The organism is Aliiglaciecola aliphaticivorans (assembly GCF_054782055.1).
The window spans coordinates 253,244-272,104 of the sequence record NZ_BAAGTF010000010.1; the positions used below are offsets into that span (position 1 = coordinate 253,244).

Below are 18,861 nucleotides of genomic sequence, written 5' to 3' on the forward strand. Positions count from 1 at the left end.
TTTAAACCAGTTCCAGCAATCACAAATAACCGCGTTTTCAAAACCGCTGACTATCTTTATTTTCAACTCAGTAGCTTTGTTTGTTAGAATCATCGGCAAATTTTAGTCGATGGTAGAAACATGAAATTTATTTCCTTTAATATAAACGGTATTCGAGCCAGATTGCATCAATTGCAGGCACTTATCGAAAAACATCAACCCGATGTCATAGGACTGCAAGAAATCAAGGTACATAACGACCAATTTCCTGTGGAAGATGTCACTGCAATGGGTTACCACGTTTATTTCCATGGGCAAAAAGGTCATTATGGTGTGGCGATGCTTTGCAAAGAAAAGCCTATTGACGTGCAGTATGGTTTTCCTAGCGATGAAGAAGATGCCCAACGACGAATGATCATGGTGACTTATCCATTACCCAATGGCGAGAAAGTAAGCGTTTTAAATGGTTACTTCCCCCAGGGTGAAAATCAAACCCATGAGACGAAATACCCAGCGAAACGTAAATTTTATAAAGATTTAATGGGGTATTTAAACGCAAACCATACTCCTGATGAAAATGTCATCGTAATGGGCGATGTGAATATATCCCACACAGATCTGGATATTGGCATAGGTGAAGAGAACCGTAAACGTTGGTTAAGAACGAAAAAGTGTAGCTTTTTGCCAGAAGAACGTGAATGGCTAAATACGTTATTTGATTGGGGATTCGAAGATGGTTTTAGAACATTAAATCCTGCTGGTGGCGAACAATACAGCTGGTTTGACTATCGTTCTAAGGGATTCAATGACAATCGAGGATTACGCATTGATTTAATTTTGGCCACCCCCAAACTCCATGAAAAGCTCTTAGAAGCAGGCATTGATTATGAGCTTAGAGGAATTGAAAAGCCTTCAGATCACGCGCCAATTTGGGCAACCTACGAGTTTTAAATGTTTGATTTAACCATACTTCAAAGTGCAGCTTGGCTTATTTATGTACTCGGCATTGGATTTGTTTTAACACGGGTATCTTTCGCCCAATTTAAGCAGAACAAAAAGCTACAACATTTAGTCCTTGGCTCGTCAGTGTCCGTTTTTGGTTTATGGCTTTTCCGAGTTGGCGTGGAGCCTGGACTGGATGTTCATTTTTTGTGGCTTACCGCGATGACTCTATTGCTGGGCTTACGCTGGGCACTATTAGCCGGGTTTTGCACCCTCATTGTGTCTACCGTAGCGGGTTATGACAGTTGGCACATGTTCGGGATTAATGGTGTCTTGGGGATCAGCATTCCCATCGTAACCAGTTATTTGATTTACAACTTTTCCTTTCACAAATTTCCCAGACACTTTTTTGTGTATGTGTTTGTCTGTTCGTTTTTCGCAGGTGCCGCGATGATCGCAGTAAAAATGCTACTAATGGCTGGTTATTATTATGTGGATGGTATTTATGACGCCGACACACTGTACAACTCTTACTTGCTGTTAATACCTTTATTGCTGATGTCTGAAGGTATGCTCAACGGCTGGACCATGACCATATTGGTCATCTACAAGCCTACGTGGGTGTACACTTTTTACGATAAATACTACTTACATGGCAAGTGAATCCAAAAACTAAAAAAGGGCGGATAATGCCGCCCTTTGTTCAACAAATTTGTGACTTACTCGTCAAACAAAATATCGTGAACGTTTTTTAGATCCGTTTTACCTTCAATAATTTCATCCGGTGTTAAACCTGAAATTTCATGGGGGAAAACCAACCACTCATCACTTTCATGGATGAAATAATCTGGCACCATTTCAGTTTTATTATTCTCTGGTTTGTAATACGGGCAGGCGACTCGGATATCTCCGGGCATATTCAGTCTTGAAAGCTTTTTAATTTGTTCAATGAGTGCATTTACGCTACGTCCTGAATCAAACACATCATCTACAATCAATAACCCATCGCTTGCGTTGGCATTTTCAATTAAATAATGTAGGCCGTGTACTTTGATTTCTTTAGACTGTTTATCAATCCCATAATACGAAGAAGTACGTACTGCAATATGATCAGTTTCTACTTTTTTATAATCAAAATATTCTTGCACTGCAATACCAATGGGAGCTCCCCCACGCCAAATACCGACAATAAATTGCGGACGAAATCCGTCTTGATAAACTTTTGCCGCTAAACGAAAAGAATCTTCCAACAATTTTTGTGCAGTTATATACGTTTTTTGCATTAATTAACCTTAATTTACAAAGACTCAAAAACGGTTTTGGCTAAAACCTGTTGTTTTTTTGAGTAGGATTTTTCTGTCTGTTGACAATTATAGCGAAAGCATTGGATAAAGTGTTGAGAAATCCTAGCCAATTTATCCCCTACTCGTATTTTAATGCTTCAGCAGGTTGCACCTTTAACGCTTTGTACGCTGGATAAAGGGTTGCAATAAAACACAAACCTATGGACAGTATTACCAGAGAAACAATTTGCTGCCAACGAATATCAACAGGCAAACCCTGTCCATCTCCTACCGCAATTGGTATCCCTAAAACCGTTAAAATCGCATTTAACTGGGTGACCAGTAAAATGCCCAAGATCAGACCAATAACCGTTCCTTTAATGCCGTTATATAGACCATTGATTAAAAAGATAACAATGATGCTGCTGCCGCGCATTCCCTGAGTACGTAGAATCGCAATATCGCCTTGTTTCTCAGTGACCACCATTACTAATGCCGAAACAATGTTAAACGCTGCTACAGCAATGATGAGTAGTAACATCAACGACATCATGTTTTTTTCCATTTTTACCGCGTCGAATAAAGGGCCTTGTCGCACTCGCCAATCCACAGTGGGTAGATCGATTTGCTGTTCAACTTTTTGGTATTGAAAAGCGTCTTCTAAAAATAATCGGGTTTGTTGTAACTTATCTGCCGATTTACGCAATAATTTGGCATTATCTTGGATATCAATGTACACCACTTTATCGTCTAACTGGGATGCTAAATCGAATAATCCCACTACTGTGAACAAGCGCTGGCTGGGCAATCTGCCCATGGGAGAATAAGAACTAGCACCAGCTGATATTATGCGCACTTGATCACCAGGACGGATACTGAGCTTACTGGCCAGCGCTCGGCCCAATATTATATTGTATTGCCCGGCCTTTAGTTGCCCAAACTGCCCAAAAATCATATTCTCAGCAACGATAGAATGTTGCTGCATAAAATCTGCTGAAACACCATGTATTTGCACGCCTTGGATACCCCGGCGAGATTGCACAATCCCTTCACTTTCAATAATAGCGGAAACCCCTTCTACCCCTTCAATTTCCGCCAACTGAGTGATTTTGTCAGGTGTAGCTTGACGAGTATCAACGACTATATGAGGCGTAATGCCTAACATTCTATTTTTCAATTGCAATTCAAATCCGTTCATAACGGATGAAACGGTGATCAGGGCAATGAGCCCTAACGCAATACCGACCACAGAGAACAAATTAATAAAGGCAATAAAATGACTACTTTTACTGGCTCTTGCGTATCTAAAGCCGATAAAGGTGGATACAGGATAAGACATATTTGGGTATCTAGCCTTTTTGGAAATCAATTAAACCAACATATTGAACACAATATTTAGCCTTTGGCTGTTCATTGTGAACCATAAACTGGCATAATACGTGTTTGAGATCAGCTAAACAAGAAACAAAATTAGCTCAATTTGGTAAACTATAATCAAAGACTTACAGCGACTATGGGGTTAAATTGAAGTAATTTAATAGATAACTAAATTTATCAAAACAAAGTCGTTAAAATCGAATCAAATGGGGAATACATGGATCCACTTAGTTTGGAACAAAAAATGGCTCAGTTTCATGAGTTTTTTACCATAAAACATCAACTCAGTGTGAATATGACTCCTGTCAGTGATGATTTTCAACTTCCCAATTTAGAAGATTTAGTGAGTCAAATGCCCTATGCATTTAAAATTGCTGCAGAAGTATCAAATGTTGACTCGCAAGCTATTAGGCCGTTACGTAATCTGAGTGAACATGCCAAAGATCTCACTGATTTTCTCAATCATCAAAATAAAAAAATAGATTTGATGATGTCTTATATTCTGCAGCAACAAGATGATCCAAAACATCGATATATGTCGGTGGAATTTGGCGGTGGAGGCATTATATTAAAACGAGATGCCCCCTTGGCTGAAGGCACAGTTGTAGAACTCAAAGTATTTTTAACTGAAGAGTCCGCTGCTGTTTATTGTTATTCAGAAGTCATCAAAGCTGAACCTAATGGTGACGATTACCATATTTATTTACTCTTTAGGCGAATTCGCGAAGAAGACCAAGAACTGCTAGTTAGAGCCAGTTTACATTTGCAGACACTGCAACTTCGCGCCCGCTCGAAACAACAAAACAATGATTCAAATTAATGACAATAAGTATTTTTACCCCTGAGTTACCTAAAAAATCCGGCAATATTGTGCACTGGGGCAATATGCATGGTAGTAGTTTATCATTGGCAATTGCTAATGGCGCTAAACGTAATCCTGGTTCCACTCTATTGGTTACTGCAGACACCCCAACGGCATTAAAACTGGAAAAAGAACTGCACTTTTTTCTCGCCGGTGCCGGCGACGACCAGTTAGAAGTAAAGTTGTTACCCGATTGGGAAACCTTACCTTATGATAACTTTTCTCCCCATCAGGATATTATCTCCCAACGCTTAGAAACCTTATTTGAGCTGACCCAGAATAAACGCTGCATTTTTATTGTGCCGGTAAACACCTTATTACTCAGAATGCCCCCCGTAGACTTTTTGGGGCGTTACTTGTTGATATTAAAAACTGGGCAAACCTTAGATATAGATGAGTTTAGACTCAGTTTAAACAAATCGGGGTATCAACACGTAAATCAGGTCATGGGGCATGGTGAATTCAGCATTCGAGGCAGCATTATTGATTTATTCCCCATGGGCAGCAATCAACCGTTTCGAATTGACATGTTCGATGATGAAGTTGATTCAATTCGTCACTTCGATCCAGACAATCAACGCTCTGGTGACAAAGTTGAAGGTATTAATTTATTACCAGCCAGAGAGTTTCCAACGGACAAAGAAGCCATAAAACGCTTTCGTGAAAACTACGTCAATGCTTTTGACGCCAATAACAGTAAAAATTCAATATACTACCAAGTGGGCAAAGGACTCATGCCAGGTGGTATTGAATACTATTTACCCTTGTTTTTTGATGACACAGCGACTTTGTTTGATTATCTGCACCCTAACACCTTACTCATGACCTATGGTGATTTATCTTCGGCATGTGATTTTTACTGGGCAGATTTAAATGAACGTTATGAACAACACCGTTACAACCCTGATCGTCCGCTATTGCCACCGCAACAAATATTCCAACGTTATGAAGAGCTATTTTCGGGGTTTAAACAATGGCCTCGAATCAATTTATCTAGCCAAAAATTGGAAGAAAAGGCAGGCAGAATCAATCTAGCCACGGATGATATTGGCGAAATAGCCATTAAGCATCAAAATAAAGTGCCATGGACGAGTATAAAAGAATCCGTTAAAAACTGGCAGAACAAAGGTCAAAAAGTACTGTTTTGTGCGGAATCTCAAGGGCGGCGAGAAAGTCTTTTAGAGATTTTACATAAAGCGCAAATTCAAGTTAAAGCGTTTGAAAACATTCATGATTTCTTAGCTAGCCACGAACCTATTGGTATAGCCATTGGTTTGGCAGAGAACAGTTTCCAGCTTTTAGAGGCTGATGGCGAGTTGGCATTTATCACCGAAACCCAGCTGCTAGGCCATAAGGTAAGTCAACGACGCTTACGAGAAAAACGTCAGGCTACCGATGAAAGTGCAATCATACGTAATCTTGCTGAACTGACACAAGGCCAGCCCGTTGTCCATTTAGAACATGGTGTGGGACGCTTCTTAGGTTTGCAAACCCTAGATGCCGGGGGGTTAACCACTGAATATCTGACCATCGAATATGCTAAGGAAGCGAAGCTCTATGTACCTGTTGCTTCATTACATTTAATCAGTCGATACAGTGGCGGCGATTTAGATCACGCTCCCTTGCATAACCTCGGCTCAGATGCTTGGAGCAAAGCGCGCCAAAAAGCAGCGGAAAAAGTCCGCGATGTAGCAGCGCAATTATTAGATGTGTACGCTAAAAGAGCAGCTAAACCCGGGTTTGCCTATAAAATTGACTGGCCAGAATACCAAGCTTTCGCCGATAGTTTTCCATTTGAAGAAACAGACGATCAGTTACAAGCCATCAATGCAGTCATTCAAGATATGGGGAGCCCGAATGCCATGGATAGATTGGTTTGCGGTGATGTTGGTTTTGGTAAAACAGAAGTAGCTATGCGCGCGGCTTTTCTGGCAGCGAATCAAGGTAAACAAGTTGCCATACTTGTGCCCACTACTTTGCTCGCACAGCAACATTTTGAGAACTTCAAAGATCGATTTGCGAACTGCCCTTTTCGAATTGAAGTGTTATCGCGTTTCGTTACAGGGAAAGAACAAAAGCAAGTGATCGAAGGTATTGGCAATGGCAAAGTGGATATTATTGTTGGTACCCACAAATTATTGCAGGATGATTTAAAATTTAATGATTTAGGTTTGGTTATTATTGACGAAGAACATCGATTTGGCGTGCGTCAAAAAGAAAAGTTCAAAGCCTTGCGCTCAGATGTGGATATTTTAACACTCACTGCAACGCCAATACCCAGAACCTTGAATATGGCACTCAGCGGGATGCGTGATTTATCCATTATTGCCACAGCTCCGGCTAAACGTTTGGCGATTAAAACCTTTGTTCATCAACGCAGTAAAGAGCTTCTGCGGGAAGCAATAATGCGGGAAATATTGCGCGGTGGACAGGTTTATTTTCTTCACAATGAAGTGGATACCATTGAGAAAACCGCAGCTGAAATTGCTGAGATTGTCCCCGAGGCGCGCATTGCCGTTGGACATGGACAGATGCGAGAACGTGAACTAGAGCGAGTGATGAGCGAATTTTATCACCAACGCTTTAATGTGTTGGTATGTACAACAATCATTGAAACTGGCATAGATGTGCCATCAGCGAATACCATAATTATGGATAGAGCTGATCATTTAGGCTTGGCTCAGTTGCACCAATTACGCGGTCGTGTGGGTCGTTCCCATCACCAAGCTTACGCGTATTTGCTCACTCCGCCACCCAAGCGAATGACCAAGGATGCACAAAAACGCTTAGATGCCATTGCTAACCTGGAAGATTTGGGTGCAGGATTTGCGTTAGCCACACACGATCTGGAGATTCGCGGTGCAGGAGAATTGTTAGGTGACGATCAATCTGGACAAATCGCTACCGTTGGTTTTTCTTTGTATATGGATATGCTGGAACAAGCTGTAGAAGCCCTAAAAGCTGGTAAAGAACCCTCTTTAGATGATGCTCTGTCAGCACAAACTGAAATTGAACTGCGCATACCCGCATTGTTACCTGAAGATTATATTGGGGATGTAAACACGCGATTATCTTTGTATAAAAAGCTGGCAGGATGTTCCAATTTAACCGAAATAAAAGAATTTCAAATTGAATTGATTGATCGTTTCGGTTTATTGCCCGATGCTGCTAAGAATTTAGTTAGAGTCGCGGAATTAAAACTTCAAGCTAAATCAGTGGGAATAAATAAAATAGATGCAACAATTAAAGGTGCTGTAATTGAATTTTCAGACGCCACTAAAATTGAACCTGGCTATATTATCCGTATGATTCAAACGAAACCTAATAAGTTTAAATTAGAAGGTCCAGATAAATTAAAAGTCATCATTAACAATGATTCAGCTCAAAGCCGAATAGACGTTATCGAAAACTTACTGAATGATTTTAGCCGTCAGGTAAAAGCAGCATGAAAGGTAGATTAGCAGTGTTCTGTTCTCAAAAATGTTTTAGATTAAGTCAGGCGTACATCCCTAAAGCCATGTTAGCTGGGCTATTTTTGTCAATTAGCGGTGTTGCCAGCAGTCAAGAAAAACAGTGGTGGTTTGATGTGGAAGTGATTGTCTACAAACGCAATATCGACCCATCCTCTATTGTCGAAAAATTTCCTGACAAAATAAGCACTATTACTCCCCCTGTCGGTTTTGAAAACTTACATGACTACCTATATCCTGATTTAGAACAGGTATTCGTTGGGCTTCCATTGTGTTTTTCAAAACCCTCACAGCAACAAACTATCAGTTCTGAAATCATACTCAACGACAGCTTTGGTAACTTTGTAGCATTTGATAAAGAGCAATTTATTAAGAAAGACAAAAATGAAAATCCAACAGACTCGTTGGCTTATCTGGATATCTGGCAACTTGATTTGCCGTTAGAACCCGTCAGATTACCGGACAATCTTTTATGTCGAATAGAAGGTGAAAAGCCCCTAAAACCTTTCATTGAAAAAGTCCCCAGCGTAATAAGTCATGTTGAAGATCCGGCGCTACATGCAACCCAATTACTTTCATCTGATAGCTTTGAATTAAATGAGCTGGCAAGAGACATTAATCGACAAAGAGGGTTATCAACCATTCTTCATATGGGCTGGCGACAGCAAACTGTTTTCGGCCAAGATGACGCCATAGCACTGCACTTATTTGCAGGCAAAAACTATGGTCAAGAATACGATGCCTTAACGGGTTTAAGGCTGAAAGAAGATAGCAATAATTCACCACTGACTAACTTGGCAGACAGGTTGTCAGTTGATCAGAGCGAAGGCATCACTTCATTTGGCTTAACTGCAATTGAGCAGGCACCACAAGATCAACAAACGGATTTAATTGAACACATTAAATTGGCTTTAGAAGATGACAAATTTGAATTTAAATTGCCAGCCTTAGATGTGCTCAATGAAAACCAAGTATCCTCTGACGATGCAGCGCTAAATAGTAATGATATTTGGGAATTAGATGGCACAGTGAAAGTCTTTTTGCGTTATATTCAGCGTACACCGTACCTGCATATCGATAGTGATATTGATTTCAGAGCACCGGTTTTTGACTCTCCGGCGTATCTCAGAGAAGACGCTGCAGCAAATCAGGTACAGCAATCTTTACCCCAACCAGACCGATTACAAAGCTACCCATTTAAGCAATTACGCCGCGTGATCAGCAAGCAAGTGCATTATTTTGATCATCCGTTGTTCGGCATGATTATCCAAATCAGACGTTATGATTTACCTGCTTCATTTGATAACCATTAAAATTAAAGAGCAATTAATTTGAAAATTTATACAAAAACAGGCGATACAGGTAAAACCCAAATTTATGCGGATAAAGTCGTTCGTTTGCCTAAAAACGATGATGTTTTAGAGTGCTATGGAAGCTTAGATGAACTGAATGCCAATGTAGGCCTGTTAATAAGCAATAGTCTTTGTCCGGTGATCAGCGCTGAGACTGAATTATTAACGGATATTCAAAAAAACTTGTTTCAAATCGGGTTTGCCATTTCAGACAATGCGGCTTTAAACGATAGCGCCCTTACAACCATTGAAACCCATATCGATACTTTACAGGCTCAATTAGCGCCACAAACCCACTTTATCTTACCCGGCGGTCATCCTATTGCTGCACAAGCGCAAGTTTGTCGAACTGTAGCCAGAAGAGCAGAAAGACGCTTGGTGGCTTTACTGACAAACTATCCAGTACCTGATATTTGTTTACAATACTTAAATAGATTGTCAGATTACTTATTTGTATTGGCCAGAGCGATTAACCATCACTACGTCGTCGAAGAAACAAAGGTTTCCTAGATAGCGTTTCAATTTACTTAGAAAGTCACAACACTGACACCAGTGATAACTAAAGCGGCAATGATGTTTAACATAAACCCTTCTCTGGCCATGGTTTGAATACTGAATTTACCCGTGCCATAAACGATGGCGTTTGGCGCGGTGGCTACCGGTAGCATAAAGGCACAACTGGCACTCATTGCTGCTGGCATCATTAAGAGCGCAGGATCAACACCTGCAGCGATGCCTGCTGTAGCTAAAATGGGCATCAACAAAGTCGCGGTTGCGGTATTGGATGTTATCTCCGTAAGAAAGGTCACAAAAAGGCAAATTGACAAAACTAATATAGGGACAGGAAGCGCTGACAATCCATTTAACCAGCCTCCCATTACCTCACTCAAACCAGAAGCGCTAAATGCCTTAGCGATGCAAATACCTCCGGCAAATAGCAGTAACATTCCCCATGGAATATCGTTGGCAGTAGGCCAATCCAAAAGAGTTTCCTTTTTACCGTATTTTGTTAAGTTTCCATTTGGCACTAGAAACATTAGCACTACCCCTAATAGTGCAATGGTGCTATCGCCAACAAAAGGCATATTTAACCAGCTTGTCCAATAAGGTCTTAATACCCACGCTAACGCGACAAAGGAAAAGACAATCAATACGCGTTTTTCCGCTATTTGCCAACGTCCAACTTTCGGTAAATGACAATCTTCCATGGTTTTTAAGCCACGGGTTAGCCAGATTGCCATTAGGGGAATCGCAATAATGACAACGGGCACACCTGTCTTCATCCACTGTAAAAAATCAATTTCATGCCCCTGAACTTCTTCATAAACGCTCATGAAAATAATATTTGGCGGAGTTCCTATTGGTGTACCTACCCCGCCTAAGCTTGCTGAGTAAGCGATTCCCAGCAACAAAGCAACAACGATCTTTTGCTGTTTTATGTGGGGAACAATAGCCAAAACTATGGGCAGCAACATCAAGGTTGTCGCTGTATTAGAAATCCACATACTCAAAAGAGCGGCGGTTAACATAAAACCTAATACTAAACGTCTGGGACTTTGGCTTCCCGTCATTCTTATCATATACAATGCTAATCGACTGTGGACATTAGAGCGCTCCAACGATTTTGACAACATAAAGGCCCCCATCAATAGCAAGATCACATGGCTGCCAAGTGCTGATGCGGCTTCTTTATGGGTAATCACTCCCGCCATTGGAAAGGCGAAAAATGGGATTAGTGAGGTTACCGGAATGGGCAAGGCTTCTGATACCCATAATGTGGCAATGAACAAGGTGATAGAAGCGGTAATGGCAATAAGGTGATCTTGCTGCAAAAATAAATATAAACCTGTATAAACCGCAGCAGAAATCACAAATGCAATACAAATAACCGGATAATTAAGCTTCACAAAATTCGCCTAGTGTTTTTAGTGCCTGTTGATATTTATCGGTCTTTCGTAATTGTTGGAAATCTAAAACCTTCTTCTTGCGCATGCTTTTTGCGCGTCCCGTAGAGGTATAATCACTGGGTAAACCATCGATAGCCTGAGCAGCATCTTTGGGACTATTGCAAACCAATGCCATATCACAGCCAGCATTTAAACCGGTTTTGACACGCTCTACAATTGAGCCCAATTGCACTGCCCCTTGCATCGACAGATCATCAGTAAAAACCACACCGTTAAATCCTAGTTGTTTACGTAAAATTTGACCAACCCAAGTAGGCGAAAAACCTGCGGGTAAGGCATCAACATCAGGATAAATAACATGAGCAGGCATCACTGCATCTAACAAGCCTTGTTGATTTAGCTTGTCAAAAATCGTCATATCTAGTTGAAATATTTCTTCTTTGCTACGACTATCTACCGGCATTGCCACATGGGAGTCTTCTTTTACATTCCCATGACCTGGGAAGTGCTTGCCTGTGCACTTCATACCGGCGTTGTGCATGCCTTGTATAAACGCGCCAGCAAGAGAGATCACATGTTGAGAATTTTGATGAAAGCTGCGGTCGCCAACAACGTCCGATATACCGTGTATATCCAACACTGGTGCAAAACTCATGTCAATATCAAAGGCGAGTAATTCCGCTGCCATCAGCCAACCAAAGGTTGTAGACTGGGCTAAAATCCTTTCGGTGAGATTTTCATCTTTGCTACATAAGCTGCCCATGGCTGGAATCGCACTAAATCCGTCGCGGAAACGTTGTACCCGGCCGCCCTCATGATCAACGGCAATTAACACATCATTACGGGCATTTTTGCGTAATTCAGTAACCAAGGCTTTCAGTTGTAATTGATCGTGATAATTTCGCGAAAATAAGATGATTCCGCCAACTAGTGGATGATCTAAGATGTCTTTTTCCTCGGGACTGATTTCGTACCCTTCGACATCTAGCATTATTGGTCCCATTGGGGCCTCTTAAGCAAATTGATGATATAAATAAAACTATATAAGAATGAATAACATAACGAAAGTTAAATTCACCATTCTCGATTTTCTGTTTTTCTGTTTTTCTGTTTTTCTGTTTTTCTGTTTTTCTGTTTTTCTAAGTAATGCATTCGCATATTGCTATTCAATCAAAGCACTTTAGACACAATGCCTTCATAAAAGTAACAGCAGAATATGCTATGTGTGATCTGCGGAAAGTATTTTCTTATTTTCACCCTAACCTGGCTTAGTATTAAGAGCTAGCTTAATGAATCTTTATAAACCAACTAAAATTAACGCTAATTAGCAATCAATCATTCTTTAATAATACTCAACTTACGCCATCGAGTTACTTAGCAATAGATTTTCACTCAAAGACCAGCATAATTTTTGATGGGATAATCTTTATTTCGTAAACTTTATGCTAGTTGTCTATAACCAATGTATAATTAACATTAATTCCAAGGAAAATATAATAGCATTCGAGGTTGATGCGTATCAGAACCAAAAATGTTAAATCGTCACAAAGGTCAGCCGCATTAGTCTATATCTTTTGCTAAACATTATCTGACTGGGAGTTTGTATCATGACATCGAATAAGCCTAAAAATGCTCCTCCGTTGCATCAATTTTTTGAAAAACCAAGAGAAATTGAAAAGTACTTTAATGCTGCTTTCAATATCACAGGCGACCCACTCTTTGTTAAAGACCAAGAATGCAGATTGTTACTTGTAAACGATGCATTTTGTAAGCTCTTCGGGCTGACAAGAAAAGAAGTATTAGGCAAAACACTTGAAGAAAGAGTCACGGCTAAAGAACGAGCGCATTTTTTAACCATTGACAAAGAGGTGTTAAAAACAGGAAAAGAAATTCTATGTGAAGAAACATTGACCGTAGAAGGAAACGAAGAAAAAACCATACTGACCAAAAAAAACCGCTTTACCGACTCCCATGGAAAACATTTTTTAGTCGGTATCATTCACGACATTAGCCAACGCAAACAGGCGGAGATGCGGGTAAAGTCGGGTCGTCATGTGTTGGAACTGATTTCCCGGGGCAAGCCTTTAAATGACATTTTGAACGCCATAGTTCGGGTAGTAGAACAAGAAAATCCAAAAATGCTATGTAGCATTTTATTACTTGACGAATCGCAAAAACGTTTAGTTATTGGCACCGCTAGCAGCTTACCCCAATTCTATAATGACGCACTTAACGGCATAGAGATTGGTATTGGCGTCGGATCTTGTGGAACGGCAGCGTTTACAAATAAACGGGTGATTGTAGATGATATTGAGAGCCACCCTTACTGGGCCCCATATAAAGAACTCGCAAAAGCGGCTGACGTAGGTGCATGTTGGTCAGAGCCAATACGTTCCACTAATGGGAATGTGCTTGGGACATTTGCAATCTATCACCAAAAATCCCACCGACCGACTAGCGCAGATCTGTTGCTAATCGAACAAACTGCAAATTTGGCCAGTATTGCCATAGAAAAAAAACAAGCCGAAGAAAAACTCGAACGCGCGGCAAGCGTATTTACCCATGCCCAAGAAGGCATCATGATTACCGATTCCAATGTAAAAATTATTGAAATCAACGATACCTTTACGCAGATAACTGGATATTCACTCCAAGATGTTCAAGGCCAAGACCCGAGTATTTTTCGCTCCGATCGTCACCCCGCAGATTTTTATAAAGAAGTGTGGAATACCGTCAAGACCCACGGTCATTGGCGCGGCGAAATTTGGAGTCAGCGTAAAAATGGCGAAATATATCCAGAATTAGTCACCATCAGTGCAGTAAAGAATGCCGCAGGTGAAATTCTGCATTATGTTTCATTGTCCACAGATATTACGCCGATGAAAACATATCAAGGACAACTTGAGCGCATAGCCCACTATGATGCCTTAACAAACCTACCTAATCGAGTATTGTTAGCAGATAGGTTAAAACAAGCAACAATGCAGTGTGAGCGACGCAATCAGTCGTTAGCCGTTGCATTTATGGATTTAGATGGCTTCAAGAGCGTCAATGATACCTATGGGCATAATGTAGGAGATGAACTGCTCATAGCTGTATCACAACGCATGAAGGACGCCCTTCGTGAAGGAGATACTCTGGCACGCATTGGCGGCGATGAATTTATTGCCGTAATGGTTGATTTACACCAATTTGAAGATACTGAGCTGGTGTTAAAACGGTTATTAAAGGCAGCGTCAGATCCCGTCAAAGTCGGTGATGCGTTAATGCAAGTTTCAGCCAGTATTGGCGTGACGCTTTATCCCCATGACAATGTAGATGCCGATCAACTCATTCGACATGCAGATCAAGCTATGTATATGGCTAAACAAGCCGGTAAAAATCGCTATCACCAGTTTGATATTGCCCATGATATGGCCATTAATACTCAACGTGAAAGTATAGAGAATATACAACTCGCCTTAGACAATAGTGAATTCCTATTGCATTACCAGCCCAAAATTAACATGCGAACAGGCAAGGTTATTGGCGCTGAAGCACTTATACGTTGGCAACGTAGTGACAATACTCTGATACCACCGTTAGAATTTTTACCCTTGATAGAAGGACACAGCATCAGTTTAAAGGTGGGCGAATGGGTTATTGAAAATGCGTTGTCTCAACTACACCAATGGCGAAAAATAGGTTTAGATGTGCCCATTAGTGTTAACATTAGTGCTTATCAATTACAGCAAAGTAATTTTACCTCTCGTTTAGCGACGCTATTAAGCGCCCACCCTAAAGTCAATCCAAACCGTTTAGAACTGGAGATACTTGAAACCAGTGCTTTGCACGATACTGGCCTTGTCTCAACAACAATGATCCAATGCCAAGAGCTAGGAGTTCGATTTGCCATTGACGACTTTGGCACTGGTTACTCTTCATTAACCTATCTCAAACGTTTACCCGCATATCTAATTAAGATAGATCAGAGCTTTGTGCGTGATATGTTGGAAGATAATGATGACTTAGCCATTGTTCAAGGTGTGGTAAGCCTAGCCAATGCTTTCCAGCGAAAAGTAATCGCAGAAGGTGTGGAAACCATTGCTCATGGTAAAGCGCTATTAGATCTAGGTTGTGAATTGGCCCAAGGATATGGAATCGCTAAACCTATGTTGGCGAGTAAAATACCAAATTGGATCACAAGCTGGGAAAAAGAAAAAGTTTGGAGATTTGAGGATTAAACAGCCTCACTAATTCGTTAGTGATAGTGCTATATTCTAATAATTTTGGTTTTAATATCTGCTTTTAAGGGATCTTTGACTGACGCTCTTGCCATTGTTCCTTCGCCAACTGCACATACATCTCAACCTCTTCACCACTTTCTTGCGCAAGTTGCTCTGCTAATGCCTGAATTTGTTTGTCTCTTTTGTCAATCAGTTCATCAGAACGCTCAAACAAATCTTGTGCTTCAGGATAATCACGCTTTAACTGCTGAATATCTTTGAAACTAAGGTAGTATTTCTGGAATTTATCTACAAAAAGTTGTCTACTGGCTAAAAACTGCATAAACCTCAGTCCATTATCCCCTGATATTAGCGACATTTCGGTATCGGGCAAGTTGGCTGCTTCAGCTATTTCAATAGCTCTTTTTTGTAATGATTTAGCAAGTTCCATATCGTTATTTTCAACGGCTTGCTGCATACTTTGTTTGAACTCATCATTATTCAAAATATCATTGTATGAGTATTGTTTAATTGAACTTGGCTGTTTTTCCGATTGCCCTTGTGTTGTGTCAGTCGTTGAATCTAAATCCAAATTGAAATGGTTCAATTGTGTCAACGCAATAATAGCTGCAACAATTACGATGGCAATCAGTATAAGATTTTTAGACATGGATATTACTATTTCTGTTTAATCAGCGGGTTCAGTCAACTTCCTGATTAGAAGTCAGCGACAATGAAATTTACTTGTTAGGTTTCACACCCTTATGGCGTTAAGGGTGTGACCAGTTTGCTCTAGGAGTCTGAAGGTTCCGTATTTTCAACACGGCTTTTTAGTTTTTGACCTGGTCTAAAGGTCACAACTCTGCGTGCTTTAATGGGAATATCTTCTCCAGTTTTAGGGTTTCTACCTGGACGCTCATTTTTTTCACGTAAATCAAAGTTGCCGAAGCCGGATAATTTTACTTGCTCTCCGTCTTCAAGTGCCTCTCGGACTTCCTCAAAAAATGATTCAACAAGATCTTTAGCATCCCGCTTATTAATACCCAATTTTTCGAATAAATGTTCAGCCATTTCAGCTTTGGTTAACGCCATAAAGTCATTCCCTCAATGATGCCCCGAACTTTTCTGCTAACTGGGACAGAATATCTTCAACTACCGCTTGAATGTCATTTTCTTCAAGCGTTCTTGTTTGGTCCTGTAAAATAAGAGAGATTGCCAAGCTTTTATAACCGGCCTCTATTCCCTTACCTTTGTACACATCGAATAAGTTTAGGCCAACTAGTTGATTTCCGCCAAATTTTTCGATGTAAGAAATTATCTCACCTACAACTTTATCTTCCTCTACAACGATGGCAATGTCACGTCTATTAGCAGGAAATTTTGAAATTTCTTGTGCTATAGGCAATTTTTTACCGCCGATTGCATTAAAATCAAGTTCAAATACGTAGGTTTTACCGTTTAGGCCCAAAATTTTAGTGAATTTTGGGTGAACAGCTCCCACATAGCCAACCAATTCTTGGCCACGATATATTTGCGCACTTTGACCAGGATGAAGAGCTGAGTGTTCAGCAGCCTTAAAACTAAACTCAGAAAGATTCGCTGTGGTCTGTAATAGCGCTTCTACATCTGCTTTAATATCGTAAAAGTCAACGGCGCGATCTTCCACATTCCAATGTTCATTGTTGCGGTTACCGCAGATAACACCACCGATCACGACTTCTTGCCTTACACCGGTTTTTTCACTGCTATCTGGTACAAATCGCAGCCCCGTCTCAAACAATCTAACGCGACTTTGTTGGCGTTTTTGATTATAGGACACCGACTGTAATAATCCTGTCCATAAACTAACTCGCATCGCAGACATATCCGAAGAAATTGGATGTGGCAGTTGCATGCCAATCATGTCAGGAAATAAAGCACTTTGTACCTTAGGATCCACAAACGAATACGTAATGGCTTCTTGATAATCACGCTCAACCAATGTTTGTTTTAGTCTGTCTACACTAAGGTTTTGTTCCTTATGGACTGACATTTTTAACTTCGCCGTAGGCGCTATGGTTGGAATACTGTTGTATCCGTATACTCTGGCAATCTCTTCAATCAAATCTTCTTCAATGCTGATGTCGAAACGATACGCAGGAACAACAACACTCCACTTATTGTTAGAAAAATTAACCTCTAACCCTAAGCGCATAAGGATATCTGTTACTTTCGAGTCTTCAACATGGATCCCAAGGATACGAGTAAGACGAGCAGCGCGTAATTCGATGGTCTTTTCTGCTGGTAGATGTTCTTGACTAACTGACTCAGTAATAGGGCCAGCTTTACCACCAACAATCTCAACAAGAAGTTGGGTTGCCCGCTCCATTGCCACGCGTTGTAATTGTGGGTCAACGCCACGTTCATAACGATGGGATGCATCAGTATGTAAACCATATTGACGGGCCTTACCCATAATTGCATCTGGCGCAAAAAACGCACTTTCTAAAAATATGTGTTTGGATTCAGCAGTAACACCTGATTGTAAACCACCAAAAATACCCGCCATAGCTAAGGCTTTACGTTGATCGGCTATGACCAATGTATTGGTTTTCAAAGTCGTTTCATTACCATCAAGAAGGGTTAACGTTTCTTTTTCATTTGCAAAACGGACAATGATGTCACCATCTAATTTATCCAAATCAAATGCATGCATTGGATGACCCAGTTCGAGTAACACGTAATTGGTTACGTCTACCACAGGATCAATGCTACGAATACCGCTTCGTCTAAGTTTTTCTTGCATCCACAACGGCGATGACGCATTAACATTAATATCTTTAATCACTCGTCCTAAGTATCTTGGACAAGCATCTGGAGCAGCAAGTTGGATGTCACGAGTATCGTCAATTTGACACTCAACACTTTCAATCTTTGGTGTTGTCACTTCTACCTGATTCAAAACACCCACTTCTCGCGCAACACCTCTAATTCCTAAGCAGTCCGCACGATTAGGGGTTAAATCCACCTCGATAGTAACGTCATCTAATGCTAGGTAGTCACGGATATCTTGGCCAACAGGTGCGTCACTCGGTAGTTCAATAATACCATCATGATCTTCACTAATGCCCAGTTCAGAAAAACTACACAACATGCCAAAGGAAGGCTCACCACGTAATTTGGCTTTTTTAATTTTAAAGTTCCCTGGCAGCACAGCGCCAACCGTTGCTACGGCAACCTTGATACCCTGACGACAGTTTGGCGCACCGCAAACAATATCAATTAACTCATCTTGACCGATATTAATTTTAGTTACACGTAATTTATCTGCATTGGGGTGTTGCCCACACTCGACAACCTCGCCCACTAGAACACCTGAAAACTCGCCTGCTACGGGTTCAAGTCCATCAACTTCCAAGCCGGCCATACTCAGCTGTTCTGATAATTGTTCCGTTGATACCGCTGGGTTAACCCATTCTCTCAACCACTTTTCACTGAATTTCAT

14 protein-coding genes are annotated in these 18,861 nt (G+C 40.8%); 7 read left to right on the top strand and 7 right to left on the bottom strand.

Annotated features, from left to right (window positions below; genetic code table 11):
- The first annotated feature begins 120 nt into the window (after positions 1-120).
- Positions 121-930 carry an exodeoxyribonuclease III gene (gene xthA / locus ACYVIL_RS06455; RefSeq protein WP_460311951.1) on the top strand — a complete coding sequence of 270 codons (810 nt, stop codon included), beginning with the start codon at positions 121-123 and terminating at the stop codon, positions 928-930.
- Positions 931-1,584 (top strand): energy-coupling factor ABC transporter permease, encoded by a 654-nt coding sequence (locus ACYVIL_RS06460; protein WP_303473649.1) that lies wholly within the window; start codon positions 931-933, stop codon positions 1,582-1,584.
- Between the two features lie 56 nt (positions 1,585-1,640).
- Here ACYVIL_RS06460 and ACYVIL_RS06465 read toward each other — a convergent pair whose 3' ends face one another.
- Together ACYVIL_RS06465 and ACYVIL_RS06470 are read right to left on the bottom strand one after the other, a co-directional pair.
- Positions 1,641-2,204 carry a phosphoribosyltransferase gene (locus ACYVIL_RS06465; RefSeq protein WP_303473646.1) on the bottom strand — a complete coding sequence of 188 codons (564 nt, stop codon included), beginning with the start codon at positions 2,202-2,204 and terminating at the stop codon, positions 1,641-1,643.
- 139 nt (positions 2,205-2,343) lie between these two features.
- On the bottom strand, positions 2,344-3,543 hold the full coding sequence (locus ACYVIL_RS06470) for a lipoprotein-releasing ABC transporter permease subunit (RefSeq protein WP_460311952.1): 1,200 nt from the start codon (positions 3,541-3,543) through the stop codon (positions 2,344-2,346).
- A 255-nt stretch (positions 3,544-3,798) separates the two neighbouring features.
- On the opposite strand from ACYVIL_RS06470, the gene ACYVIL_RS06475 reads away from it, so the two are divergent.
- Genes ACYVIL_RS06475 through ACYVIL_RS06490 form a run of 4 tightly spaced genes read left to right on the top strand, consistent with a single transcriptional unit; the run spans position 3,799 to position 9,775 of the window.
- Positions 3,799-4,401, top strand: a complete 603-nt coding sequence (locus ACYVIL_RS06475; protein ID WP_303473642.1) for a PilZ domain-containing protein — start codon at positions 3,799-3,801, stop codon at positions 4,399-4,401.
- Positions 4,401-7,892 carry a transcription-repair coupling factor gene (gene mfd / locus ACYVIL_RS06480; protein ID WP_460311953.1) on the top strand — a complete coding sequence of 1,164 codons (3,492 nt, stop codon included), beginning with the start codon at positions 4,401-4,403 and terminating at the stop codon, positions 7,890-7,892. The genes ACYVIL_RS06475 and mfd overlap by 1 nt, the downstream gene beginning before the upstream one ends.
- Positions 7,889-9,226: a CsiV family protein gene (locus tag ACYVIL_RS06485; RefSeq protein WP_460311954.1), complete on the top strand. Its 1,338-nt coding sequence runs from the start codon at positions 7,889-7,891 to the stop codon at positions 9,224-9,226. The genes mfd and ACYVIL_RS06485 overlap by 4 nt, the downstream gene beginning before the upstream one ends.
- A gap of 18 nt (positions 9,227-9,244) precedes the next feature.
- Positions 9,245-9,775: a cob(I)yrinic acid a,c-diamide adenosyltransferase gene (locus tag ACYVIL_RS06490; RefSeq protein ID WP_460311955.1), complete on the top strand. Its 531-nt coding sequence runs from the start codon at positions 9,245-9,247 to the stop codon at positions 9,773-9,775.
- A 17-nt stretch (positions 9,776-9,792) separates the two neighbouring features.
- Here the strand turns inward: ACYVIL_RS06490 and ACYVIL_RS06495 are convergent, their stop codons facing one another.
- Complete coding sequence (locus ACYVIL_RS06495) at positions 9,793-11,172, bottom strand: SLC13 family permease (RefSeq protein WP_303473634.1); 1,380 nt, start codon at positions 11,170-11,172, stop codon at positions 9,793-9,795.
- On the bottom strand, positions 11,162-12,163 hold the full coding sequence (gene nagZ / locus ACYVIL_RS06500) for a beta-N-acetylhexosaminidase (protein ID WP_460311993.1): 1,002 nt from the start codon (positions 12,161-12,163) through the stop codon (positions 11,162-11,164). The genes ACYVIL_RS06495 and nagZ overlap by 11 nt, the downstream gene beginning before the upstream one ends.
- Before the next feature lie 616 nt (positions 12,164-12,779).
- Between nagZ and ACYVIL_RS06505 the strand changes: the two genes are divergently transcribed.
- Positions 12,780-15,395: a bifunctional diguanylate cyclase/phosphodiesterase gene (locus tag ACYVIL_RS06505; RefSeq protein ID WP_460311956.1), complete on the top strand. Its 2,616-nt coding sequence runs from the start codon at positions 12,780-12,782 to the stop codon at positions 15,393-15,395.
- Between the two features lie 64 nt (positions 15,396-15,459).
- Here ACYVIL_RS06505 and ACYVIL_RS06510 read toward each other — a convergent pair whose 3' ends face one another.
- The 3 genes from ACYVIL_RS06510 to pheT form a co-directional block, all read right to left on the bottom strand.
- On the bottom strand, positions 15,460-16,047 hold the full coding sequence (locus ACYVIL_RS06510) for a hypothetical protein (protein ID WP_460311957.1): 588 nt from the start codon (positions 16,045-16,047) through the stop codon (positions 15,460-15,462).
- 122 nt (positions 16,048-16,169) lie between these two features.
- Positions 16,170-16,469: an integration host factor subunit alpha gene (locus ACYVIL_RS06515; protein ID WP_303473625.1), complete on the bottom strand. Its 300-nt coding sequence runs from the start codon at positions 16,467-16,469 to the stop codon at positions 16,170-16,172.
- A gap of 4 nt (positions 16,470-16,473) precedes the next feature.
- Positions 16,474-18,861, bottom strand: a complete 2,388-nt coding sequence (gene pheT, locus ACYVIL_RS06520; RefSeq protein WP_460311958.1) for a phenylalanine--tRNA ligase subunit beta — start codon at positions 18,859-18,861, stop codon at positions 16,474-16,476.

Bases quoted from the DNA above. Each gene is read 5' to 3' on its own strand.
- ACYVIL_RS06475 (WP_303473642.1), top strand. From the start codon at position 3,799: ATGGATCCACTTAGTTTGGAACAAAAAATGGCTCAGTTTCATGAGTTT.
- ACYVIL_RS06470 (WP_460311952.1), bottom strand. From the start codon at position 3,543: ATGTCTTATCCTGTATCCACCTTTATCGGCTTTAGATACGCAAGAGCC.
- mfd (WP_460311953.1), top strand. From the start codon at position 4,401: ATGACAATAAGTATTTTTACCCCTGAGTTACCTAAAAAATCCGGCAAT.
- pheT (WP_460311958.1), bottom strand. From the start codon at position 18,861: ATGAAATTCAGTGAAAAGTGGTTGAGAGAATGGGTTAACCCAGCGGTA.
- ACYVIL_RS06515 (WP_303473625.1), bottom strand. From the start codon at position 16,469: ATGGCGTTAACCAAAGCTGAAATGGCTGAACATTTATTCGAAAAATTG.
- xthA (WP_460311951.1), top strand. From the start codon at position 121: ATGAAATTTATTTCCTTTAATATAAACGGTATTCGAGCCAGATTGCAT.
- ACYVIL_RS06460 (WP_303473649.1), top strand. From the start codon at position 931: ATGTTTGATTTAACCATACTTCAAAGTGCAGCTTGGCTTATTTATGTA.
- ACYVIL_RS06485 (WP_460311954.1), top strand. From the start codon at position 7,889: ATGAAAGGTAGATTAGCAGTGTTCTGTTCTCAAAAATGTTTTAGATTA.
- ACYVIL_RS06465 (WP_303473646.1), bottom strand. From the start codon at position 2,204: ATGCAAAAAACGTATATAACTGCACAAAAATTGTTGGAAGATTCTTTT.
- nagZ (WP_460311993.1), bottom strand. From the start codon at position 12,163: ATGCTAGATGTCGAAGGGTACGAAATCAGTCCCGAGGAAAAAGACATC.
- ACYVIL_RS06505 (WP_460311956.1), top strand. From the start codon at position 12,780: ATGACATCGAATAAGCCTAAAAATGCTCCTCCGTTGCATCAATTTTTT.
- ACYVIL_RS06510 (WP_460311957.1), bottom strand. From the start codon at position 16,047: ATGTCTAAAAATCTTATACTGATTGCCATCGTAATTGTTGCAGCTATT.